Source organism: Chloroflexota bacterium (assembly GCA_020161265.1).
Lineage (GTDB): Bacteria > Chloroflexota > Chloroflexia > Chloroflexales > Herpetosiphonaceae > Herpetosiphon.
On the sequence record JAIUOC010000002.1, the window covers coordinates 105,718 to 131,084 of the forward strand.

17 protein-coding genes and 1 riboswitch are annotated in these 25,367 nt (G+C 48.6%); of the genes, 14 read left to right on the forward strand and 3 right to left on the reverse strand.

Going from position 1 to position 25,367, the window contains the following annotated elements; all coding sequences use genetic code 11:
• Position 1: 1 nt before the first annotated feature.
• Both LCH85_04815 and LCH85_04820 read right to left on the reverse strand, forming a co-directional pair.
• Positions 2-1,030, reverse strand: coding sequence for a ribonucleotide-diphosphate reductase subunit beta (locus tag LCH85_04815; GenBank protein ID MCA0351297.1), 1,029 nt, complete (start codon positions 1,028-1,030; stop codon positions 2-4).
• Positions 1,031-1,043: 13 nt separating this feature from the next.
• On the reverse strand, positions 1,044-3,464 hold the full coding sequence (locus tag LCH85_04820; protein MCA0351298.1) for a ribonucleoside-diphosphate reductase subunit alpha: 2,421 nt from the start codon (positions 3,462-3,464) through the stop codon (positions 1,044-1,046).
• 140 nt (positions 3,465-3,604) lie between these two features.
• Positions 3,605-3,736, reverse strand: a riboswitch (cobalamin riboswitch).
• 900 nt (positions 3,737-4,636) lie between these two features.
• Here LCH85_04820 and LCH85_04825 point away from each other — a divergent pair.
• Genes LCH85_04825 through LCH85_04840 form a run of 4 tightly spaced genes read left to right on the forward strand, consistent with a single transcriptional unit; the run spans position 4,637 to position 5,987 of the window.
• A complete protein-coding gene (locus tag LCH85_04825; GenBank protein MCA0351299.1) occupies positions 4,637-4,945 on the forward strand; it encodes a WXG100 family type VII secretion target in 309 nt (102 codons plus the stop codon).
• Positions 4,946-4,976: 31 nt separating this feature from the next.
• Positions 4,977-5,270 (forward strand): WXG100 family type VII secretion target, encoded by a 294-nt coding sequence (locus LCH85_04830; GenBank protein MCA0351300.1) that lies wholly within the window; start codon positions 4,977-4,979, stop codon positions 5,268-5,270.
• A gap of 43 nt (positions 5,271-5,313) precedes the next feature.
• The gene (locus LCH85_04835; GenBank protein ID MCA0351301.1) at positions 5,314-5,643 is read left to right on the forward strand and encodes a hypothetical protein; all 330 of its coding nucleotides are present in this window, start codon (positions 5,314-5,316) and stop codon (positions 5,641-5,643) included.
• A 44-nt stretch (positions 5,644-5,687) separates the two neighbouring features.
• Positions 5,688-5,987 carry a hypothetical protein gene (locus LCH85_04840; GenBank protein MCA0351302.1) on the forward strand — a complete coding sequence of 100 codons (300 nt, stop codon included), beginning with the start codon at positions 5,688-5,690 and terminating at the stop codon, positions 5,985-5,987.
• Positions 5,988-6,107: 120 nt separating this feature from the next.
• On the opposite strand, the gene LCH85_04845 is transcribed toward LCH85_04840, so the two are convergent.
• Complete coding sequence (locus LCH85_04845; protein ID MCA0351303.1) at positions 6,108-7,211, reverse strand: protein kinase; 1,104 nt, start codon at positions 7,209-7,211, stop codon at positions 6,108-6,110.
• Positions 7,212-7,619: 408 nt separating this feature from the next.
• Between LCH85_04845 and LCH85_04850 the strand changes: the two genes are divergently transcribed.
• The 10 genes from LCH85_04850 to LCH85_04895 all read left to right on the forward strand — a co-directional run bounded on the left by LCH85_04850 (position 7,620) and on the right by LCH85_04895 (position 25,311).
• Positions 7,620-16,325 (forward strand): hypothetical protein, encoded by an 8,706-nt coding sequence (locus LCH85_04850; protein ID MCA0351304.1) that lies wholly within the window; start codon positions 7,620-7,622, stop codon positions 16,323-16,325.
• Positions 16,326-16,395: 70 nt separating this feature from the next.
• Positions 16,396-17,022: an FHA domain-containing protein gene (locus LCH85_04855; protein MCA0351305.1), complete on the forward strand. Its 627-nt coding sequence runs from the start codon at positions 16,396-16,398 to the stop codon at positions 17,020-17,022.
• 91 nt (positions 17,023-17,113) lie between these two features.
• Entirely contained in the window at positions 17,114-17,377 is a 264-nt protein-coding gene (locus LCH85_04860) for a hypothetical protein (protein MCA0351306.1), read from the forward strand.
• 303 nt (positions 17,378-17,680) lie between these two features.
• Positions 17,681-18,670, forward strand: coding sequence for a WXG100 family type VII secretion target (locus LCH85_04865; protein ID MCA0351307.1), 990 nt, complete (start codon positions 17,681-17,683; stop codon positions 18,668-18,670).
• A 20-nt stretch (positions 18,671-18,690) separates the two neighbouring features.
• Entirely contained in the window at positions 18,691-19,488 is a 798-nt protein-coding gene (locus LCH85_04870; GenBank protein ID MCA0351308.1) for a hypothetical protein, read from the forward strand.
• A 264-nt stretch (positions 19,489-19,752) separates the two neighbouring features.
• Complete coding sequence (locus LCH85_04875) at positions 19,753-21,024, forward strand: WXG100 family type VII secretion target (GenBank protein MCA0351309.1); 1,272 nt, start codon at positions 19,753-19,755, stop codon at positions 21,022-21,024.
• A gap of 10 nt (positions 21,025-21,034) precedes the next feature.
• Positions 21,035-21,520 (forward strand): hypothetical protein, encoded by a 486-nt coding sequence (locus tag LCH85_04880; GenBank protein MCA0351310.1) that lies wholly within the window; start codon positions 21,035-21,037, stop codon positions 21,518-21,520.
• Between the two features lie 54 nt (positions 21,521-21,574).
• On the forward strand, positions 21,575-21,982 hold the full coding sequence (locus LCH85_04885) for a hypothetical protein (GenBank protein ID MCA0351311.1): 408 nt from the start codon (positions 21,575-21,577) through the stop codon (positions 21,980-21,982).
• Positions 21,983-22,178: 196 nt separating this feature from the next.
• The gene (locus LCH85_04890) at positions 22,179-22,865 is read left to right on the forward strand and encodes a hypothetical protein (protein ID MCA0351312.1); all 687 of its coding nucleotides are present in this window, start codon (positions 22,179-22,181) and stop codon (positions 22,863-22,865) included.
• 85 nt (positions 22,866-22,950) lie between these two features.
• On the forward strand, positions 22,951-25,311 hold the full coding sequence (locus LCH85_04895; GenBank protein ID MCA0351313.1) for an FHA domain-containing protein: 2,361 nt from the start codon (positions 22,951-22,953) through the stop codon (positions 25,309-25,311).
• Positions 25,312-25,367 lie beyond the last annotated feature (56 nt).

The window sequence follows — 25,367 nt, forward strand, 5'->3', positions numbered from 1 at the left end:
CTTAATCCCATTCTAGGCTGGCCGCTGATTGATATTCAGTGACCCGCGTCTCAAAGAAATTCTTCTCCTTGGTCAAATCGATCGTTTCACTCATCCATGGAAATGGATTTTGTGAGCCATATTGAGTCGCCAAACCAATCCGTTGTAAGCGGCGGTCGGCAATATATTGCACATAATCGCGAAACATTGCTGCATGCAAGCCCATTACCCCACGCGGTAGGCATTCAGCAGCATATTGGGCTTCTAATTCAACTGCTTGGCGAATTAATTGCACAATCTCAGCTTGAAATTCATTCGTCCAAATTGCTGGGTTTTCAGCTTTGATTCCGTTAATCAAATCGACCCCAAAATTCAGGTGAATTGTTTCATCGCGTAAAATATATTGAATTTGTTCGCCAACGCCCGTCAGCACATTGCGGCGATGTAATGAAAGCAACATTGCAAAACCACTATAGAAGAAAATGCCTTCCATAATTACGTAATAGCCAATCAAGTTTTTGACGAAGATTTGCATTCCTGCGGGCGTTTCAGTGCTAAATTGTGGGTCGAGCACCGCCGCAGTTAATTGCATCTCAAATTGATCTTTTTGGCTGATAACCGGAATTTCATGATACATATTGAAGACTTCGCGTTCATTCAGGCCAAGGCTTTCGACAATATGCAAAAATGCGTGGGTATGAATCGCTTCTTCAAAGGCTTGGCGTAATAAATATTGACGACATTCGGCGTTGGTAATATGCCGAAAAATCGCCAAAACAATATTATTGCCAACCAAACTTTCTGCTGTTGCAAAAAAACCTAAATTGCGCAACACCATCAAGCGTTCGTCAACCGATAGATTCGTTGAACGCCAAATTGCAATATCACCAGTCATCGAAACTTCGTTGGGCATCCAGTGGTTAGCACAACCATTCAGATAATGTTCCCAGGCCCAGCCATAGCGCAACGGCATTAATTGGTTGACATCAACTTGATTACAATTGATCAAGCGTTTATCGCTGGCATTGAAGCGGCCAAATCGTTCAGTCATGCAACATTCCTCGCTACTCACAGGCTTCGCAACTAGGGTCATCGATTGGACAAACGTTATCGCTCAGCACGCTGGCCGATTCGCTGCGGTTGCGCATCCAGCGTGGTTGCACTCCAAAACGATTGATATCTAAGGTCGATTTTTCAATTTGGGTCGCGGCCAGCGTGCGTAGGTAATAGGTGGTTTTTAATCCCATACGCCACGCCGTCAGATAGATTTCATTCAAGCGTTTGCCGCTGGTTTCAGCCACATACAAATTGAGGGATTGACCCATATCGATCCATTTTTGGCGACGAGCAGCGCAGGCAATCAGCCATTCGGGGGCAATCTCGAAGGCAGTCAAAAATTGGGCTTTGAGTTCAGCCGGAACTCGTTCGATTTGGCTGATTGCGCCATCGTAATATTTCAATTCGGCCAGCAGATCAGCATCCCACAAATCGCGAGCTTTGAGCGCCTCGACCAACGCCCGATTGACCGTGGTGAAATCGCCCGAAAGATTGCTTTTGACATACAAATGGCGATAGGTTGGCTCGATTGACTGACTTGTGCCAACGATATTGGCAATCGTGGCGGTCGGAGCAATTGCCAACAAATTACTATTACGAATGCCATATTGAGCCAAAGCCTCGCGCAGCGGTTGCCAATCGTAATGGCTGCTGTGATCAAGTTCAGGTTTGGTGTCGCGCTGCTCGGCCAACAGCGCCAAACTATCGATCGGCAACATCCCACGATCCCATTTCGAGCCACGAAAACTGGGGTATGCCCCGCGTTCCCGTGCCAACTCAATCGAGGCGGCAACCGCAAAATAGGCAATGGCTTCCATCGAACGATCAGAAAATTCGACCGCCGCTTGGCTGGCATAGCCAATCTTCAATGCATACAAAGCATCCTGAAAACCCATCAAACCGAGGCCAATTGGGCGATGGCGGGCATTAGCTTGAGCCGCTTGAGGGCGCGGATAGAAATTAATATCGATCACGTTATCGAGCATGCGCACTGCTGTCGTAACCGTGGTGCGCAATTTTTCAAGGTCGAGCGAGCCGTTGCTGATATGCGCCGCCAAATTAATCGAGCCAAGATTACAAACTGCAATCTCATCTGCCGAGGTATTCAGCAGAATTTCAGTGCATAAATTGCTGCTATGAATCACCCCAACATGATCTTGGGGCGAGCGCACATTGGCAGCATCCTTCCAAGTAATCCAGGGATGGCCGGTTTCAAATAGGCGCGTCAAGACTTTGCGCCAGAGGGCCACTGCTTCGACTTGCCGTGCTGAGCGCATCAGGCCTTGAGCTGCTAGCGCTTCATATTCGGCGTAGCGCACAGCAAAAGCCTGGCCATACAAATCGTGCAACTCGGGAACTTCATCGGGCGAAAACAAGGTCCATGAGCCATTGCTTAACACCCGTTCCATCAACAAATCGGGAATCCACAAGGCCGTGTGCATATCGTGGGTGCGGCGGCGCTCATCGCCAGTTGGCTTACGTAAATCGAGAAAATCTTCAAGATCAGCGTGCCATGCTTCGAGGTAAGCACAAACCGCACCTTTGCGTTTGCCGCCTTGATTAACCGCAATTGCTGTATCGTTGACAATTTTGAGGAAAGGAATTACCCCTTGGCTCACGCCATTTGTGCCATGAATTGGCGCACCAAGAGCACGAACCGGAGTCCAATCGTTGCCCAAGCCGCCCGCCCATTTTGAAAGCATGGCGTTATCGCTGATTGCCCCGAAGATTGCCTCAAGATCATCGCCGACCGTCGAGAGATAGCACGACGACAATTGGGGGTGGGTAGTGGCAGCATTAAACAAGGTTGGGGTAGCCGAAGTAAAGTGGAATTGCGACAGCACCTCGTAAAAACGCAAGGTTTGAGCTTCACGATCAGCCTCATTCAAGGCCAAACCCATTGCGACGCGCATCCAAAAGATTTGCGGCAACTCACGGCGCAAGCCTTGCCACTGAATAAAATAGCGGTCATACAGGGTTTGCAGGCCTGGATAGGCCAAAAGAGCATCGCGCTCGGGCACAATTGCCGCTGCCAAACGCGCCAAATCGAAGCTAGCAAGTTTAGGGTCGAGCAAGCCTTGGGCAATTCCAGCCTGAATATAATCAACAAAAGCACTTGCATAGCGCGGCGCAACCGCTGGAGCCGCCAAATATTCGCCAAGCACCTCAAAGTGCAGTTGGCTAGCCAAGAGTGCAGCGGCCACAAAACTATAATCTGGCTCCTGCTCAATCCAGCTGCGAGCGGTTAAGCAACAGGCCTGCAATTGCTCGGTAGCCGCCATATTGGGATAAAAGCCCAAGCTGGCCGCTAGCCAGAGCGTATTCGCGTCAGTCGTTTGGGGGTAAGCAGCACAGGCTTCAACGATTAATTGATAAAGCCATGGAGTCTGTTCAGTAGAGGCGTTAGCCCCAACCTCGATCTCATTCATAGAGCATCCTTAATTGAGCTAAATAAAAAAATGCCTGCTCCCTAGCGGAACAGGCATAAACCATTACCAAACCATGAGCAGCAGCCCATGGGCATTAATTGCAAGCGGCAATGATCACCCCCTTTGACGCGAAGGGACATCTTGATCAACTCGAACTGAGTGGGCATTCGGACTTAGCATTGAGCCATACCGTTGCGCGACAGTGCCGGAATCTCACCGGACTTTCCCCAATATTCCAGCCAAGCTACGACACTTGGCCTCAGACGAAAAAAATTTGTAGGCTGTACTGTAGCAGAAGCCTGATCAGCCGTCAATCGCCGAGCAAGCAGCGATCAAAGTAGCTGATTAGCCGATTACAAAGCCCTAAATCAGCTACCTACTAGGCGAAGCTATTGAGCAGCAAGCCCAAAAATTGGCAAAATTGGCGAGCAACGCTAAAAGTCCTAGCAATTGGGGTAGGCCATTAGCTAGCTAGCGCAATAGCTAGGATCGAGGCAGCATAGCAAATGACAGAAATTCTTAAAACGCCAACCATTCTTGGCGGTCTGAGGTTGGATAGCTTTAACAATTGAGAGCGGTTTGTTGGCCCAAGATAGTACAAAACTCCTAGCCGAGAACGATATTGGTGGGAAAAACCAAGAAAAAAGCTCTTGACAAGAGCAAATTGGTTTTGTAAACTCTGAGTACGAATTAACCGCACTTGGCAATCGATGTTTATGTGAAGCAAATAGCATTACAACGTTGCAATAGCTAAATACATGGGGTGAGAGAATGTATTTGGTTAAAGCAGGCACACTCAGTAAGCGTAAAAATCACTAATTGAAACAACTCGTTTCTCGACGGACACGAATTTGATTAATTGGGGCATTTTTATAACAATCCTATCGCTTTGGTGGCAATAACAATCGATAACCCCTATTTGGTCTTTTTATACAAAAGCGGTAGTGTTGGGCTGATGGTGTTAGAAGTAGGCACTTGCGAAACTCGAACAACGCTTGACAACCACGGAACAATTCAACTATTAGCAATATCGGTCGCTCGGCATATCAACTCAGACTCAAAAGGAAAGGCTCGACCAACTACTTTCGTCAGATTGATGTAACCCGCAAGCACTGCGGATGTGTGGCCCAGTGCAGCCAACTTGGCTCCGAACACACAAGGAGGATTTCTCAATGGCAGCAGAAACCGTACAAGTTGACAAAGAAGCGATGGATCAAGTTGCCCAACGCTTCGGCAAGCTCGAACAAAATGTGCAACAGTTGTTGCAAACTCTCAACAACCTTTCACAAAACTTACGTTCACAATGGGAAGGTACAGCAGCAGACAAGTACCAAAATGAATGGCAAGCGGAAATGACTCCAACCTTCAACCGCTTGATCCAAGCTTTCAACACGTTCCAAACAACCACCGTTGAAATCAAGAAGACCTTCCAACAACACGAAGACGAAGCTGCGGCTATCTTCAAAGCCTGGCAAATCTAAGTTTCGCTATTTTTATTAGGAGGTACACTCAATGGGTGCAGATAAATTAAAATATAATCGTGCCGCGATGGAACAAGCTCAAGCAACCTTTGGCAAAGCTCACGAGCAAGTTCAAGATGTAACCCAAGAAGTCTTGTCAATTGCTAACACCATCGAAGAAGCCCTCAAAGGCGACGCTGGTAGCGAATTCGTCGATGTATTGACTGGCATGATGGCTCCATCATTGGCTAAATTGGCAGCCAAGATGACCGAAATCCAAGGCGATATCAAGAACGCTATGGCCGCAATGGATGCCGCTGACTCAGGCGCTAAAGCCACCTTCTAAATTATCATTGGCTCTTTTTTAGCTCTAATCGAGGAGTTTATCCATGAAAAGTCTCTTGATGCGCTTAGCTCGCAAAGTTTTGGAAAGCGTTCTGCAACAATTGATGCAACAATTCAATGTCATTCAAGAACAAGCTTTGGCTCCAATCAAACAAATCATCGCCACATCTGTAAGCAGCTGGGAAGGCGAAGGCGCTGAGAAGTTCCGTGAAGAGTTGACCAACTTGATGACCCCTCAGATCACCCGTATCGGGACTGGGATCACCAACTATCACAGCAACTTGAAGAAAGCCAGCGATTTGATCGACCGTGCTGATAGCACCGCCCGCAACTTGGTCAACTCAAAATTGCGCAGCATCGCTAAGTTCTACTAGTTTTGACATTGGATTCTTAAAGATAGATCTAAGGAGGCCAGTTCATGGCAGCAGCACAAATTAAGATGGTGATTCCTGAAGTGGCAAAAATTGCCAAAACCATCAATACAGTTGGGCAAGTTTTGAAGACCGTCGCTAAAGTGTTGGAAGTGCTTTCAACCACCCTCAAAGCTACCGCATTCATCGGGTTGGTTGGCGGTTATGCCGTTGCTCAATACATCGATCAATTCCGCCCTCAAATTGAAAAGATGGCTGAAAAATGTATTGAAATCACCCAAGATGTCAATACCGCAATCAAGAACTTCCAAAACCAAGACTTCAGCGCTTCAGGCCGCTTCGGCTAGTTCCATATACCAGTCATTTTACCCTGTATTTCAAACCGGTCATGCACTTGCATGGTCGGTTTGAATTTAAGCATCAAAAAAGAGCAGGGCGCAAACCCTGCTCTGAACGTACTACTTAGCCTAAATAATGTTGAGTTGGTTCAAAGTTACAAAGAAGGTAATCAAAAAGGCCACGGTCAAGAGGCTAATCACAATGATCAAGATCGTGTTGAGGCTGGGCCAACGGCTCTTCTTAGCAGTTGGAACTTCACCAAACAACTTGAGCAATTCTTGCACAACCTGAGCGGCATTCTGCGGACGATTGGCCACCTGGGTATCAACCATGCGCACCGCCAGCTCGGCAATCGCTCGCACGTCAGCAGTCCGGTTCATATTAATCCGATGGTTTTTCAAGACTGCTTGATAAACTTCTTCATCGCTTTTGAGTTTGAAGGGATAGGCAGGCACACCAACCAACATTTCATACAAAATCAGGCCCAAGCCATACACATCGGTGGCATAGCTGGGTTTTTGCAAATGTGGTTGCATAATTTCGGGCGAGGTATAAGCGGGCGGAACCATAAACGAATACCAATCATTGTTGATATTTTGTGGCGTGCTAGCAATCCCCAAGTCAAGCAAATAAACTGTTGGTACTGAAGGATTATCTTCAAAATGCACCAACAACGAATCGGGGGTGATGCCAAAATGCAACACACCTTTGCTTTGGAGCAAGGCCACTGATGAGGCTAAACGCATCACCAGCCAACCAATGTGATTAACCCACATTTGGGGATTTTTGGTCAGTGCATCGCGCAACGATTCGCCAGCAAAGAAATCTGACAAATAATAGTAAAAGAGGTGTTCGCCGAGCATGGCTCGACCATAGGCTTCGGTTTGAGCGCTAACTGTTGCATTGGCGTAAGGTGGCCGCCAATTTGGCAAAAAGGTGTTGCGTTCGTTGGAAACCCGCACTGTTTTAAGAAATTCCGCTTCACGTTTCAAGCGTTCAGTATTTTCGCTGCCAACGTGAGCAACTTTCAAAAACACTCGCTCTTTTTGATGGCTTGCCTCATATAAAACCGAAGAGCGTAATACCACAACGGGCCGCACGATTTCAATATCGCCCAGCCATTTTCCATATCCGAGAATTGTTGGCGATTTTTCAGCTTGACAATAAACTTCTTGACAATACAAATTATTATCAAACGATGTTCGTTCACATAACAGACATACCTGTTTCATGGGCGCTTACTCCGTTCCATGGGTAGTCATGGGAAACCAGATTACGGCTCTATCGTACCGCAACGTGGATTGCTAGGCGAGGATTGTTGGCACTACTCTACTCATTTATTCAAAAGCTGTCAACCACTAGCCGAAATATAGGATTGTATGGTATAGTTGGCACGTTACACCAGCTAAACGCTATTTCTCTCTCCTCGTGCCATTTTGTAGAGTGTGTTCAAGATTAGATCCGATCAGTGATTGATCGATGGGCGGAATTTTGGAGATGCACCGATGAAAAACTCTATCCAGATGATAGATCGTCCTCCACGGATTCAACCAGAGCTACCTTTTAACAAGTTTGAAATCCCATCACCCCCAGAAAATCCTGAGGATGCGATTTCCAAGCTGATCCAATTGGCTCTGCCGATGACGATGATTGTTGGCTATGTCTTTGTAACCATGTTCGGGGGACGAGGCGGCGGCAGCGGCGCTTTGATTCTGATTCCGATGGCTTTATCGGTGTTGGCCTCCACAGGCTTCTCAATCTATTCATTTATTCGCGAAAAAAACCAACGCTTAGAACGTGAGCGCCAATTTCACGAACAAATCGTTGAACTTAATAAGGATATGCACGGCTATCACGATTTGCAACGCCGTTTCTATCGCTATAACTATCCCGATACCCCCAGCACCATTCGAGTTATTACTGATGCCAAGCACGATCTAGAAAAACCTGAACGCACCCTCCGTTCAAATGCGCGGATTTGGGAACGCCGAGTTTCGGACGATGACTTTGGCTCGGTGCGGCTTGGTATGGGCACATTGCCATCAACTGTGGTCTATGAAGTGCGCAGCGGTGGCAATTTTAGCAGCCCGCTCGCCCGTGAAGCGATGAAACTTGATGCCGATTCCCGCTATGTCTCAGATATTCCGATTATCATCACCTTGCGCCACAAATCTGAGGATGAAAGCGACGGCAAGGAAAAAACCACGCCAATTACCCCAACGACCCATGCCTTGGGGATCGCTGGCGCACGCGATGCCGTCTATGAATCAATTCGCTCAATCTTGGCCCATTATGTGGTGTTTCACTCGCCCTCAGATACCCGTTTGTATGTCTTGGCTTCGAAATATAACGAGTGGGATTGGGTCGAAACCTTGCCCCACTGTCAGCCAGGCGAATACGAGCAACTCTGTTTTGTCAGCGAAATTAAAGAAGTTGCTGACGATGCCGATGAAGAAGGTGACGAATTAGATCAATACATGGAAGGCATTCGTAAAATTCTATCGCAACGTAAGATGCGCATGGAAGATAACGAAGAAAATAGCAATAATTCGGGCCGTGGCAACCCAGGCTTACCCTTTATGTTGCTGGTGGTTGACTTGCTCGATATGTATGAAAAAGCTGGCGAACGCCTACGCAATATCGAATCTGATGCAGCACTTTCAATTTTGATCGAAGAAGGCCCACAGCTTGGCGCTGCGGTGATCTTCCTCGTGCCTGAGCGCAGCAAAGTACCTGGTGGTTGTAAATCGGTGATCGAAATCGAACGCACCACGCCAGCAACCAACAGTAAACAAGCCCAGCATCAACAATTATTCTTCCGCTACGCCGAGCAGGGGGTCAATACCTTCCGCTATATCGGGGCTGCCGACAATATCGTCAATCGCGATGAATCACGCAAATTAGCTGAAGAATTATCAACCCTCAACTTACGCCAAAGCGCTGGAGCCAACCTTGCCGATGCAGTAGCCTTCTTCGACTTGATGGGCTATAGCTCGCTCGATGAACTCAAAGTTGATGCCCTGAAAAATTGGCAACGCAGCATCCAACCCAAATACGCCAACTGGCTTCGCGCTAAGGTTGGCCGGATGTCGGGGAACAAGGCCCGTACTTTGGTCTTCTCGGCCAAAAAAGACGGTGTGCACGGAATGGTCGCTGGGAGTACCGGTTCGGGTAAATCCGAGTTGCTGATCTCGCTGATTGCCGTGATGGCCGTTACCTACGATCCATCAGTGGTTAACTTTGTCTTGGTTGACTACAAGGGTGGTGGTGCATTCAAGGAATTTGAACGACTGCCTCACTGTGTCGATATCATCACCAACTTGGCTGGCGATGGCGTAACCCGGATGTTTACGGCGATTAAGTCGGAAATGCAACGCCGTCAAGTGCTCAACAACGAAACTGATACCAAAAATATTGTTGAATATCGCAAAAAGAATTTCCACACGACCCACTATCCCTACCCCTATCTGTTTATCATCATCGACGAATTCGCCGAAATGATCGCCGATCGGGCTGAATATCGTGGTGAGTTGGAAAGTATCACGCGGATTGGGCGTTCACTTGGGGTTTCGTTGATTCTGGCAGCCCAACGGCCAAGCGGGATCACCGACCAAATGCGCTCGAATATCAAATTTCGGATTAGCTTGCGGGTGGAAACCCAGGGCGAAAGCCGCGAAATGTTGCGCCGCTCGGATGCCGCCTTCTTGCCAACTGGGATTCCAGGTCGCGGCTACTTGCAGGTCGGTAACGAAGAAATTGAATTGATCCAAGTGGCTTACACTGGCGATCCCTATGTTGATCCCAATTCAGTTTCCCAAGAAAAGGTTATCTGGCCGGATCGCCGCCGCGCCGAAGGGGTTGATCCAGGGATTGATACCCAAGATCAAAGCCCACCAGAACTCTACAAAGTGATCGTGACCACGCTCGATACGTTGTCACGCGATAACAATATTCCAATTCAACGGGCACCATGGCCAAACTTCTTGCCACGCGAATTGGCCTTGACCCAACACTTGATCTCGGAAGATCCCAATGTTAATGCAGTTACCTTCGAAGAATATCTCTTAGGGATCGACGATATTATGGTTGGTTTGCCGCGTGAGCACGACCTCACCCTCAACCCAGCTTTGAATAAATGGATTAACGGTAGCTCAGGCTGGGTCGAAGATCTCAACTGGCGGGAATATGCGATGCGCCCAGTCGTTGGTTTGATCGACAATCCCTATGCCGCCAAGCAAATACCTTTGACAGTGGACTTCCCACGTGGGCATGCGGTGGTCTTTGGTGGCTCTGGTTGGGGTAAAACCACCTTCTTGCGCTCGATGCTGATGAGTTTGGCTGCGACCCACTCGCCCAATCAGATGCATATGTATATTCTCGATTTGGGTGGGCGGAACTTTAGCGTTCTGGATAAATTGCCTCACTCAGGTGCGGTGATTATCCCTGACGGCGAAGGGTATGAAGAGCGGGTTGAACAACTGCTGCGCGAAATCAACGACATTGTTGATGCCCGCAAGCTCTTGCTCAACGATGCTGGGATCGCCGATATTTACCAATACAATGCGGTTAATCCCAAAAACACGCAACCAGCAATTTTGGTTGCGATCGACAACTTTGCCGAATTTACCGAAACCTTCGGCGAAGGCCCAGACAGCAATGTTGAAAGCGTGCTCGATAAGCTGATTTCGATTGCCCGCCAAGCCAAGCCGTATGCAATTCACTTTATTATCACGATTGGCAGCATGGCCGAGCTATCGAACCAAATCTTTAGCTTGTTTACCGAGCGCTATACCTTGAAGCTCAGCGATAACACCGAATATCGGGCGATCGTTGGCGGTCGGGTTGATGATATTAATGATATTCCTGGCCGTGGCTATACCAAGGTTGGCCCACAACCGCTCAGCTTCCAAGTGGCAGTATCGGCGGGTATTAGCAGCGATGGCTCACTCGATTCAACCATCGAAATGAAGGAAATCGACCAACTGGCCCAATTTATGAGCGATTATGCTCGTACTAGTGGCAAGCATTATGCGAAGCCACGCCGCGTCGATGCCATGCCCAAGGCGATTCTCTTCAAATCGATGTTGCCTGAAATGTATGCCACCATGCTGCAACGTGAGATTCGCTTCGAGCCAGATTTACGCCCACAGCTCAATGCCTTGATGAGCGAAGCATGGGAAGATAGCATCAAACCTGAAAACGCCGATTGGCTCAAAGTGACAGTCGGGGTAATGTCGGGCAATCGCCCACGCACCCTGCAACTTGAAGCCAAAAAAGATGGTGTTCACGGGATGATCGCTGGGGGTACTGGGGCTGGTAAATCGGAATTGCTGATGACCTTAATCATTGGCTTGGCGGTGCGTTACGACCCCAGCATTCTCAACTTTATTCTGGTTGACTACAAAGGTGGTGGTGCGTTTGATCCGTTCAAGGATATGCCACACACCGTCGATTTGGTGACCAACTTGAATAAATCGCGGGTACGCCGGATGTTTACCGCGATCAATGCTGAAATGGGTCGTCGCCAAGCATTAAATGCCCGTACCGGCACCAAAGATATTGTTGAATATCGCGCTAAGGGCTTCCACCTTGACCCACAATGGGGGCCATTCCCGCATCTGTTCATCATCATCGACGAATACGCCGAAATGATCAGCGATACGCCGGAATTCCGCGATGAATTGGAAAGTATCACACGGGTTGGTCGTTCGATCGGGGTAAACCTCTTGCTGGCATCACAACGGCCAATGGGCGTTACCGACCAAATGCGGGCCAACATCAAGTATCGGATTTGTTTGCGGGTTGAAGATATTGAAACTAGCCGCGAAATGTTGCGGCGCTCGGATGCAGCCTTCTTGCCCAGTGGGATGCCTGGCCGTGGCTATCTCCAAGTTGGTAACGAAAATCTTGACCTGATTCAAGTTTCATACACTGGTGAATCCTACGATTATGCGGTGGCGGCTGATGGCACCAAGGCTAAGTTCTATGAACTGATTGTGAGTATGGCGCAGGAATTACTCAATCCACGCCCACGGCCACAAACGCCATGGCCAGCGCCATTGCCCGATGCAATTACCTTTGAACAATTGCTCAACCCACGCTATGTCGATAAAACCTATCTGCCGTTGATGACCCTTGGTCGTTCGCAGCGGGTTTCCTTGAATGCGTTCGTTGGCGATTGGTTTGAGAATAAAGGTCAGTGGTTTGGGATCGACTGGAATCACGTTGCCATGCGAGCAATCGTTGGGGTGCTTGATGATCCAGGCAATGCCCGCCAAATGCCTTTGATTCTCGATTTCAATAAAGGTCACGCGGTGGTCTTTGGGGCTTCTGGTTGGGGCAAGACCACCATGATTCGTTCGATGGTGTTGAGCTTGGCCGCAACTCACTCACCGAATGAATTCAATGCCCATGTGCTTGATCTTGGTGGGCGCAACCTTGAAGTGCTGCGCTCAATTCCTCACGTCGGGACGGTGATTCTGCCCGATGAACAAGGCTATGAAGAACGGATTCAACAGCTTTGGCGTGAATTGAATAATGTGGTTGATGAACGCAAGAAGCTATTTAGCGATGCTGGCGTTTCAACCCTTGCTGAATACAACAGCCAAAATGCTGCCAAACCCAAGCCAGCGATTTTGGTGGCAATCGATAACTTCGGCGAATATATCGAAACCTTTGGCGATGATAAAGATTCGAATAACCTGCTTGAGGTCTTTGTGGCCTTGGCTCGCCAAGGCAAAGCCTATGGCTTGCATATTCTGATCACAGCCAGCCGCCTAAACATTCTGTCAAGTAAATTGTATAGCCTCTTCACTGAGCGCTTGACCTTCCGTATCTCTGATGCTGGTGATTACTCGGCGATTGTTGGGGCACGTCTGCTGGAAGTTGAAGAAATTCCAGGTCGGGGTGCAGCCAAGGTTGGGCGTGATGCACTCAGCTATCACATTGCCTTACCACCAGGCACAATTGGCAAAGCCGATATTCTTGGGGCTGATGGACAACCACAAGTTACCGAGAAACTGCAAATTCGCGGCGAAGCTGGCCAAATTCGGGTTATTGGCAAGCATATGAATGCTCATATTGCTAATAATCCTGGCAAATACCAACCACCATTGGGGATCGCTGCCTTACCCAAGAGTTCATCGTATCGCCAAGTATTGCAAGAAATGCACAACATTGGCCGTGGCGATCGCCCATTCGTCGAAGAACTTAAGGAAGCCACCGCCAAAACATGGGAATACAACGGCGGAACAGGCAAGCAAGCGGGCTGGTTGGCCGCCTGTCTAGGGATTGTCTCAGGCAATCGACCACGCACCCTGCAACTTGAAGCCAAACGCGACGGTGTTCACGGGATGGTCGCTGGGGGTACTGGGGCTGGTAAATCGGAATTGCTGATGACCTTGATTGTTGGTCTGGCACTGAATTACTCGCCAAGTATTCTCAACTTCGTCTTGGTGGACTTCAAAGGCGGCGGTGCCTTCAAGCCATTTGAAAATATGCCGCATTGTGTGGACATCGTGACCAACTTGAACAAATCGGCAGTTGATCGCATGTTTACCTCGATTGATGCTGAAATTCGTCGCCGTCAAGCGCTCAACGCCATGACTGGTACGAAAGATATTGTCGAATATCGCGAACGTGGGTTCCATCTCAAGCCTGAGTTTGGTGCATATCCCCACTTGTTCATCATCATCGACGAATACGCCGAAATGTTCGATTCAAACCCTGAATATTTGCCATCATTGGAAAGTATCACGCGGGTTGGTCGTGCCCAAGGGGTCAACCTCTTGTTGGCCTCGCAACAACCCAAGGGCGTTACCGACCAAATGCGGGCTAATATCAAGTTGCGACTCTGTTTACGGGTTGAACAACCTGACACCAGCCGTGAACTGTTGCGCAAGCCTGATGCTGCCTTCCTACCAAACGGCATGCCAGGGCGCGGCTATTTGCAAATTGGCAACGAAAACCTTGAATTGATTCAGGTTTCGTATACTGGCGAAAGCCAAGTTGATGATCGTGAAGTTGGGGTGCTTTGGCCTGAGCGTGAGCCAGAACCAGTTTCGACCAGCGAAGATACACCCAAGCTGTTCGATACAGTGGTGCAAATTTCGCGCGAGTTGGTTAATTATCAACCAACGCCCAAGCCATGGCCCAATTTCTTGCCTGAACGCGTGACCTTGCAATCGCCAATTGTCAATGCCAAAGACAATACGATTATCGTCTTCCAACCAGCGGTGACCGACTGGATCAACGGCGATACCGAACGTCTCTGGCCTGGAGTCAATTGGGAAACTGAGGCTATGCGCACCACTGCATTGCTAGTTGATGACCCAAATGAAGCCACCCAAATGCCATTTGTCTTTGATTTCAGCACCAACCACTTGGCGATCTATGGCGACTCTGGTTGGGGCAAGACATCGTTGCTACGTTCGATCATCACAGGTTTGGCGGCAACTCACAGCCCTGATGAACTCCACGCCTATGTCGTTGATTTGGGTGGGCGCAACTTCCGCAGCTTGCGCAACCTGCCACACATCGGAGCATTGATCTACGCTGACGACGAAACCTTTGAAGAACAAATGCTACGCTTGTTCAGCAAAATGGAACGTTTGACCCGCGAACGCCAACAAATCTTTAGCGATGCCGGGGTCAACACAATCTATGAATACAATCAGCAATTCCCTGATCAAGCTTTACCAGCAATTGTGGTGGCGATCGATAATATTGCAATCATCCACGAAAATTACGATGCGGTTGAAGAATCGGTCTTGATTCCGTTGGTACGCCGCTCGCTAAGCGTTGGGATTGCCTTTATCGTAACTGCCAACTTCCCGAACAATATGTCAAATCGCTTTGGCAGCTTGTTTGGTGAACGGATCACCTTCAAACAAGGCCAGCAAGATCGCTATATGGATATTGTTGGTCGCGGCGCAATTGAGTTTGGCGATATTCCAGGTCGGGGCTATATTCGGGTTGGCAAGCGCCCATTGCTGTTCCAATCGACCTTGCCAGTCGGCTTAGTTGGCCCCGATGGCCGCGACCATCGCAACGAGGCCGAAGAACTGGATCTGATGGGCATGATGATGCAGGCCAAGGTTCAACAACTTGGTGGCATGAAAACCACACCTGATCCAATCCAGATTCTGCCGCAAATTGTGCCGTTGCGCGAGATGCTTGATACCGCCAATGAAGTTGCTGAAGGCAAAGTCATTTGGAGCGTGGTTGGTCAAAGCAATAATCTCATGCCAGCCATGTATGATCTCAAGAAGATTGGGCCACACGCAGCGATTGCCGGGCCGCCAATCTCTGGCAAAACAACCTTGCTCTACAACTGGGTGCTTTCGCTGGCCGATCGCTACACACCTGACCAAGTTGCAATGGTCTTGATTGACACTCGTGGACGCTTCTTCAAATATGGTGGCAAGCGCACCTTTGCTGATTTGCCGCATGTTTTGCAAACCGTCAGCGAAATCGACCAAATGTCGAGCTTGCTTGAAAATCTGCAAATTGAATGTCAAGCATTTGCCCAACAAGCAATAACTCGACCAGTGTATATCTTCATCGATAACTTTGAAGATTTCAGCGACGAAGCCGAAAGCAAACGTTCAGTCATGACCGATATTGCGGTGCTCACGCGGCGCTATGGTGGTGAAGGTGTGTTTGTGGTTATCGCAGGTACGCTCGATAGCTCAGCCAACGACTTGCGCCGTCGGGTTATGAGTGCTAACTTCGGGATTGGCTTACGCACAGCCCAAGCGGTTGAATCGCTGCGGGTTATGCGTACTCCAAGCGAAGTTCGCGGCAAAGAATTGCCAATGGGGCGTGGCTTTATGGTCAAGGCTGGTCAAACCACCCTGATTCAAGTTGCCAGCCCATATACCAACGGCAGCCAAGTGGTAGTCGAAGATGCCAGCGATGAAGCCGAACGCGTCATCAACGCGCTTGATGGCTGGGTCGAAACGATTGCTGAGCGCTACCCTGAACGCGCAGCTTGGTCAACCGGCGCAATCACAATTGGCGACAAGCCAACCAGCGTTGAACAAGATCCCAAAGTTGCACGGCTAGCAGCTTTGATCCGCCAAGGGGTACAACGCTTGATGCCACGGATCAAGGAATCCAATGGTGAAGGCAGCATTGCCGAAAGCATTATGCAAAATTACATTTCGATGGATTTTGTCAGCTGGAATAGCTCGGAGCGCCTACGCTCAATGCTGCATCAAATGTTGATCGATCAACATATGCACGATGGGCTTGATCTTGATACGGCCACGATGATGGCCGACATGACCAACAGCGACGATGAATCATTGATGCTGGCGTTTGAATCAACCCTAGTAGAAAGCTAGCAATACTTGGGTGGCAGGCTGAATTCAAAACTTGCCACCCAAACATAATCCTGTGCGAGGAGTTACGTTCATGGCTAAACAAGCCCGCTTTGAACTTTTCATCGATGTTTATGAAAAAAAGCAACAAGTTGCCCAAGCCCTCACCAACATGCCAACGGGCGAACTTGTTGAATCGATTCTGAAGGAATTTCGGCGTGATTTCGATTTTCTCGGCCAAAACCCCGATGCCTATTGCTTGCTGAAAGCTGATGGCACGGTTTTGAGCAATAATCGCACGCTCGATAAACAAGTATCCAATAAAGATCGCTTAATTTTTAGCGAAGCCATGCCGAATATGCCTGCTGACGGCCAACCAATGGCCCGGCGCATTTACCTACGCGAACATCCAACCGGCAATAGTTTTCGCTTACACTGGCAACCAGCAGTCATTGGCCGCTTCGATAATCAATCGAACAACGATCTTTTGGCAGTTGATTTGGGCAGCCATCCCAATGGCTTACGGGTTTCGCGTCGCCAATTTGAAATTACCGAAACTGGCGGCCATTTCTATATTGAAAGCCTTTCACCCAACCCAACCACGATCACCGATTCAACTGGGCGGCCAATTCAAGTCGATCGTCGCCAAGTGCTGCAACATGGCGATTTGATCACGCTTGATCGTAGCCAAATTACCTTTAAAGTGATTATCTCAGATTAGGCTATTCGCCGAAAAATCAATATGCAGTTAAAATAGCGCTTGGTTCAGATCAGCGCTATTTTTATGCGCAATTTAGCATTTAGGAGCAATAATGAGCGATTTAGAACACCTGCAAAGTTTGGTCGAAGATGCCTTTTTGGAAGCGCCCTTGATGTATGCCAATGGCTTTATCAACGGTTTAGGGGCAACCGATGCCTATACCGTTTTACAAACCAATGGCCGGGCCGTTGCCGTGGTAAATATGTCGCTACCAGTCGCTAAAACTCTTGGCCAAGGGCTTTTAGCCATGATTGCAGCCTACGAACAACAAACGGGCGAAACCGTTGCAACCCTCGATCAAATCCACGGACGCTAATTACGGAGCCTGATCAAACGAGATGCGATTGATTCATCTCGTTTGATCGATTTACGGGCCACGAATTAACTTAAAAATCCATCAAAAGCCCCTCTTGTAAAGCGCTAATCCATCGAGTATGCTGGAACAGATGCGATTCTATTATTCCTTGGTAAGGCTGCGCCATTTATTGCAGTCTTAACTAAGAAGGGTGTACGCTTAATCATGGTTTAACCTGAATAAGCGCATAGCATAATCATTGGCTAGTATCTCTAGCAATGATCACAATCTTCTGTTCTTTTTATACCCGATGGAGTTTACCTCATGGCTCAAGACACCGTTCAGGCCAAGTACGACGAGTTGGATCAAGTTGCCAGCCGTTTTGGCAAAGCTGCTGACACCACCACCGCAATTTTCAAATCGCTTGAAAATGTGGCCAATCGGCTCGAAGGCGGCGATTGGCAGGGCGATGCCCAAAAGGCATTTAGCGCTGAATTTCGAGGTGAGGTTCAACCAGCCTTTAACCGCCTCCATACCCTGTTCCAACAAGCCCAAAGTACAACCTTAGAGATCAAAAAAATCTTCCAACAAGCCGAGGAAGAAGCTGCGGCCCCATTCCGCAATGGCAATGGCATGGGTGGTGGCAACAATGGCACGACTGGCAATGGCAGCGGCAATGGGACTGCTGGCGATGGTGGCACTGGCACGGGCACGGGCAACACTGGTGATGGTGGCACAGGCACGGGCGGCTCAGGCAGTGGCCCAACCTTCAAGGGTAAAGTTAAAGTTCATACCTACGATTACAAAACCAAAACTGGCGAAACCAAGCCACAACTCAAATTAGGCGTTAGCGGCGCATTACTCGAAGACAAAGGCGATCTACTTAAGGTTGATGGCCCGATTCCTTACACCCTCAAAGGCAAATACCAAGTTGGTTATGGCGAAGCTGGGATCGGCTTAGGGATCAATGGTGATAAGAAATTTACAATTGGGCCATATGTTGAAGGAACAGTCGCCAAAGGCGAACTAACCAATGTCTATGGTGACAAAAACTTTGGGATAACTGAGACCCTTGAAGGCAAAGTGCTTTCGGTCGAGGGTTTTGCTGGCCTCAAAGATGGCTCAGTTGGCGCAACCATCGGCGGCACCCTGGCCTCAGTTCAAGCCACCAAAGGTCTGAATATTGCTGGGGTAAACGTTGGGGTTACCGCCGAAGTTGGCCTCAAGGCCGAGCTTGGCTTTAGCATCGGTAAAGAAACCAAAATCAAATTACCATTTGTTTCGTTTGGCTTCTCGTTTGGCGGAGCAAAATAACCTAGAGAGGGTGTTAACTCATGGATGGACTTATTTTAGAGCGTAACGAGTTTTTAGTCTTACTCGAAGCCGCTCGTACCAATAAAATCATTGGCTTAGATAATGAAACGTTGGTTCCGCATGATCAAGCAACCCACCTTGCAGCACTCAATCAAGGCGTACAAGGCTTAGTTGCCAAAGAATTAGCCACAATCAACGAAGATGAAGTCGTCATGATCGAACGCGAAATTTTAGAATTTTCGCAAATTGTGGCCTTTCCCGATATTGCCTTCATCACCACCCGCGATACGCCAAACGTTGGCAGCCAATTATTCCTACACTATGTCAATCAATTAGGCGTTGTCGAGCAAACCTTGCCAAACGAGCAACAGCATCGTTTAGCATTCTTGCCCGATATGTTGGTGCTCTTTGATCGTTTAGCGTTTTTGCTCGAAGTTCAACCGAGCAAAGCCTTTGAGGCTAGCGTGCGGCTCAGCCAAAGCGAATTTATGGCGATCAAAGAGTTGGCTGAAAATCGCGCCGAAGCCGAAGCCTTCAAACGCCTAAGCCGCGCCGGGCTTGATGAGCAAGCCGCTCAAGCCTTGATTGCAGCAATTCAAGCGCCAATCTTCAGTGCCTCGTTGGCAATTTTGCGCTGCGAAGATACTGAAATTGTCGATGCGATCAACCCAGCGATTTTGCAAGGGCCAACCAGTGCTTGGGCAATTCAGTTGGACGAAGCTGATCTCGAAACCTTCGAGGTTCAATCGATCGATCAAGCTTGGTTACGCCAGCAGATTCAACATTGGTTTGAACAATTGGCAACTGCCGCCTTATAGACTTAATTGGCCGATTTAACGGCCAGCGAAGAACCATGAACCAGCGCTTAACGCCTGATTGTTCATGGTTCTTCATTTTGATCGTTGTCCAAAAGGTAGGACTTTGGTATACTGACAGTGGAGTACTAGAGTGTCACTTGGCCTCATGGGTTATTTTCTATTTAATCAAAACTTGTTCTTTTTATTGGCTCCCAACTCATGAGTCACCCACCCTAGGAACTCTAATCGACTATCAACCCCATTTACAACCTAGGAGTATGTGTCATGAGCAAGGATGTTGTTCAGATACAGTATGAGCAAACTGCCCAAGTTGCTCAGCATTTTGGCCGCCTCAAGCAAACGGTTGAACAATTGCAAACGACAATTCGCAACGTCAGCCAACCATTGGTTGATCGCGATTGGCAGGGCGATGCCAGCGTTGCCTTTGCTAAAGAACTCGACGGCGAAATTTACCCAACCTTCAATCGTTTGATCACTGCGTTCCAAACCGCTCAAGAAGTCACACTCGAAATCCAAAAAATCTTTGGTCAAGCCGAAGAAGAAGCGGCTGCCTTATTCAAAGGCGAGTTACTCGGCAGCGCCGACGGTGGCAAGGGTGGCGGAAGTTGGCTCGATAGTGTTGGCGGCTTCTTCAGCAGTGTTGGTAATGGCATCAAAGATTTCTTCGTTGGCGCAGGCAAAGAACTCAAAGATATGGTGGTTGGGGTTTGGAACATGGTCACCAGCCCAATCGAAACCGCCAAAGGCATTTGGCATGCAGTAACCCACCCAGGCGAATTCTGGGAAGCCTTCAAAGCGCCGTATGTTGAAGCCTGGGAAAATGGCCGCCCGTGGGAAGCAATTGGCCGTGGCACGATGTTTATTGGCTCGTTGCTGATCGGCACCAAAGGTGCTGATAAAGTTGGTAAAGCGGCTAAGATTAGCAAAGCTGCCACCGTTGCCGATGCAGCATCAGACATTGCTCGCGTCAGCAATCCACTCCAAGCAGCCAGCGATATTGGCATGCTCGCCAAAGGTGGTGGCGCTGAAACTGCCATGGCTCGCTATATCGCCAATCAATCAAGCCATGTTGGCACTGGCACGGCATTAACTGATCGGGTGGTTTTAGGCGCATTCAAGGCTGATCCGGCCTCGGGCTTCCTTGGCTACATTGGTGAGGCCAATGCTAACGGCGGGCGCTACTTCAGCACCACCAGCGATGTGTGGAATAAACTCAAACCTATTGCTGAAGGTGGCAATAATCGAATTTGGCCCGTCAACCGCGAATTCTTGCAAGCGCAGCTTGAAAGTGGCATTAGCCGCATCGATATCAAAGGCAGTTCAATCGACGATATTCTGACCAAACGGCCTCAATCGTATAGCGCCATGGAAGTGCGTTTTATGCAAAGCCAAGCCTACCAATATGGCTATCGTCAAGTTGGCAATAGCTGGGTCAAGACTGGTGATTGGCGGGCAAGTACGACTGGTCGGGTCATTGGCGGTAGCATCGGGCCAGGCGGCGAGATTTTACAAACCAGCCAATCATTGAACGATTAAGAGGTTTTCTGTGAGCAACGATTGTGGCCAATGCCAAAGCTACATCAATTATGTTGAGCAAGAACTAAGCAGCTATCTGCAGGCTGGGCAATTTCAACGCGTTGAATGCGATTCGCAAGCCGATGGGCAAGAATGTTTGGCCTTGTACCATTCGCCAACCTGCCAATTGCTCATTCAACGCACCGATGGCGCTGATTATTGCGCTTTGGGCACGTTTGAAGCTCCGTTTTTGACCGATCAAGTACTTGAGGTCGATGGCTCACAAGGCTGGTTCAATTTGGTCTATTTGTTGGAGTTTCGTGCCAACAAAAAGATCATGACCCAACGGGTCATTGAACAATTTTGGGATGGTTCTTTAGATTATCATCAATGGTTGGTCCAATTGCTCACAGGCCAATTCGCTCAACTTTTGGCGATGTTTGAGCCTGGTGTACCAGCCACATGGTTGGCAGATTACATTCAGTTTATGCAACGCCAACGCTATTACGGCGCATAAATAGCTGCCTGCCTGTAACGAAAATTATAGGCAGGCACTAACTAAAGGATGTTCATGGATTCGCACTGTGCAGCATGTCAAGGGTTTATCAGCTATGCCGAGAACTGTTTGCAACGCCATTTTCAAGCCCAACAGTTCGTGCGCCAACAGTGCGATGCCCAACATGGTGGCAGAGAATGTCTCGTGCTCTACCGTTCACCAATCTGTAGTGCCTTGCTGGTGCTCTCAGATGGCGAGTATCACATGGCACTTGGCAAACACACTGCCCCATTTATCACCAACCAACAACTAAAACTCGATGGCTCCCAAGGTTGGTACAATGTACTCGATTTGCTTGATCGTCAAGCCAACCCATTGCAACGCTTATGGCAGACATTCAAGCGCCATCAACCGAATGATCTGGCATGGGTTGCCAAGCAACTTGATGGAAAGCTCGCACAACTTACAACGCTCTTTAAATAAACCAAACTTGTTAAGCCAGCCCTTCCAAATCAGGGTCAATCAGCGGAGCAACGCAGCCAACCTGAATGGTCGCATGCAACAACCCATGACAATTCATGCGGATGGTCATTTGAAACAAAAAGCTGGTCGCGCATCAACATCAGGTCTAGCGCGTATTCCTGAGTGAGTTGTCTGAACTAGTATCGAGGTGGCCCGAATGAATCGTTTTGTACTCACCCAGGCAGAATTGGCGATTATCTTACATTATTTGGTTGGCGAAGCCCTTGCCATCCAAAATACAACCAATGATCTGGCGGTTAGCACTGAGCAGTTACAAGCCGCCGAAGATGAATTGTATGATCGCGGGATTTTACTACGCGATCCATTTAGCAATCAACTGACGATCACTGGGGAGTTAGCCCTGCTGTTGGAGGCAACCTTACAGCCAAGCACGCTGGCAATTTTGAGCATTACCGAGCGTGAAGGCACAGGCTTACCCAAATATTTTAGTTTTACCGATGAATTAATCGTGCTCAATTATGTCGATTCACAAGGCTTGCAAACCTTTCTCGAATTGGGTACACTCGATCATGTGATTAATCAAATCATCGAACTAACAACCCAGCCATTCTTGGCTCATGCCAATCTACCAAGCACCGCCGAACTCACTGCATTGATGCCAGAAGCTGAAAAAGCCGCTTTACTGTTGATCATTAAGGAGCCAGCCGCCGCTACCAGCCAACCAACCAGTCTTTCCTGGCTCGTAGCCCACGATAGCCTTTGGCTGGCCGACCCACACGCTGCCAAACCCGAAACAACGCCCGTGCAGCGCATTGATCAAGCTCAGTTAAGCGACCTCTTACATACGACAATCTTGGCGCATCTTGTTCAACAACCATCCTAACTAGCCTACAGTACTAATGGATGGTATACTGCGCCGTATCCTTAATTGGTCTAGCCGTTTTTAGTTGCTGGAATGAGTGTTAACCATGAGAAAGCATAGTTGGTTCACCATCATCGCGTTGCTCAGCCTCTTGTGGGTTTTGCCAGCGCCTGCCCAATCCCAATCACAAGACGACAAGCCCAAAGTCGTCATTACTCACCAAGTCGTTACCGAAAAGAACGCCTTGAGTGTCGAGGCCTATTTTAGCGTTCGCTATAACGATGGTCGCGCGGTTCCGGTCAACGAGATCTCCTCAACTGTGCTTGATCTCAAAAATGGTGAACCACCTGTCCAAGCCGTGCCCCAAGATCCAACCACGCCAATCAAAATTGCCTTGGTCATGGATCAGAGTGGCAGTATGAATCCGTTCATCGAAGAAGTTAAACGAGCAGCCAACCAAGCCATCGATCAAGCCCCAGCCAATGCCAAAATCGCTGTCTTTACCTTCACGCGGATGAACAGTGTTGATGTGTATTTGCCAGCCTTTGATTTTAGTGATGATCGCAACGCCGTTAAAGATTATATCAATCAGAACTATCGTTCTGAGCCAGGCGGCGAAACCTGTCTCTACACCGCTGCGCATCAGGCTACTGATTTCTTATTAAATACGCTCAAACCAGAAGAACGGCGAGCAATTATTCTCTTTACTGATGGTAAAGATGAAGATATTAATGGCAATCAGTGCAGCGATAAAAGCGTCATTGATGTGACAACCAAAGCCGGCCCAACCCAAGGTACCAAAACTCCAATTTATACAATTGGGCTATGTTCAGCCGATTGTGCGCGAATTCAACCCGAATCTTTGCGCCAAATTTCAGATAACACCCAAGCTATCTCGTTGGTTGGCCCGCGTGACCAAATGTCAGCGGCCTTTATCACGATTATGGATAGCATCAAGAATCAAAAATATACCAGCGGTTTCTTACGGCCCTGTGTTGAAACCCAAGTAACCTTGGAAGTTCAACTTGTCAGCGGCGATACAATCGCTGGGATTATTCCAATTGGCGCACATAAATGCTATAACCCAACCGTGAGCGAGGCCAAAATCGCCAATCTCAATCCATTGCCTGAAAAACAAAAATACTCGTTCAATTTCACCACCACCAATACGAGCCCAGTAAATATGGTTGGGGTGGAGCTACAAGTGCTTGGGCCAAGCCAAACCTTGGTTTATACTGAGCCGATCGCGGTCAGTATTTCGCCTCAAGAAACTAAAACTATTCCAATGGAAATGAGCGATACCAAGCTAACCGTAGCTGGCAACTATACCTTGCATGTGCTTGGTTATAGCAGTGATGGCTTTACCTTCCGCATTGGTAACCCCAGCGAGCGCAGCGAAATCTTGGCAACCCAAGCCTTTGCTCACTCACCGATTCCAATTACCTTTGAAATTCGCTCAAATCCAGTCGTCGATTATGAAACCAATACCATTCGAATCGATGATGTCGAAATTACCGATGAACAAAGTATCATCGACCCTAAATTTACCTACTATAAAGTCCGGTTGTTCCGCGAAGATATGCAGCTTTTTGAATCGGAGCGGATTCAACTCGACCCAACCAATCCTAAAATTGCCATTCCATTAGCTGATATTCCCCAAGAGTTGATTCCAACTGAGCAACAGAGCCAACTCAATTTACAGATTATTTTAGAAACCTCGAATATTCGGCCTATCGAATCGCCGTTCAAGAGTTTCTTGTTCCCAGTCAAGCCCAAAGAGCCATTCCTTAAACGTTATGGGGTCTATGTGCTGATCGCCTTAGTGGTGATTGCGATCGCGGCTGGTTTCTGGTATCTCTGGCGCAATCGCAAGCCCAAAGCTGGCAATGTGCCGATGCCATATAACCCACCAACCCAAGCCTTTAACCGGATCGACTTGCCAGGCGTTAACCCAGCTTCACGGCAAAATGCCAATGTGCCCCAACAACCGCAGCAACAATCGGCGGTTCGGCCAGCTCCCCATTCGGCAGTCAATCAACCGGCTCGGCCCCAAAGCCCAGCCTCAAACGCCAACGCCAGCATTCCAACTGCCCATTTCGATGGCGGTATGCCCGACAATGGCGCAACCATGATTTATAACCCAGCACCAGTCGCTAGCCGCCAGCAACAGCTGCATGTCCGCGTGGTGCAAACACCTGATCCCAGCCAGATTCAAAATAAAACGATTACGATGTTCCCATGTACGATCGGGCGCAGCGAAGCCAGCGTAATCGTGACTGGCGATAAATTGCTCTCGCGCCAGCATGTCGAAATTAGCTTGATCGGCGGGCAATTCTATGTGGCCGATTTGAGCAAGAATGGCTTGTTTATCAACGAACAACGCCAGCAAGCTAATACGCCAATTCAATTGCGCTTGCCCACAACCATTCGCCTTGGCCAAGATACCTATATTGAGCTAAGTCAATAGTAGGGGCCAATTTCAGCAACCAGGGTAGCAGCAATGCTACCCTTTTTATTTGTAGT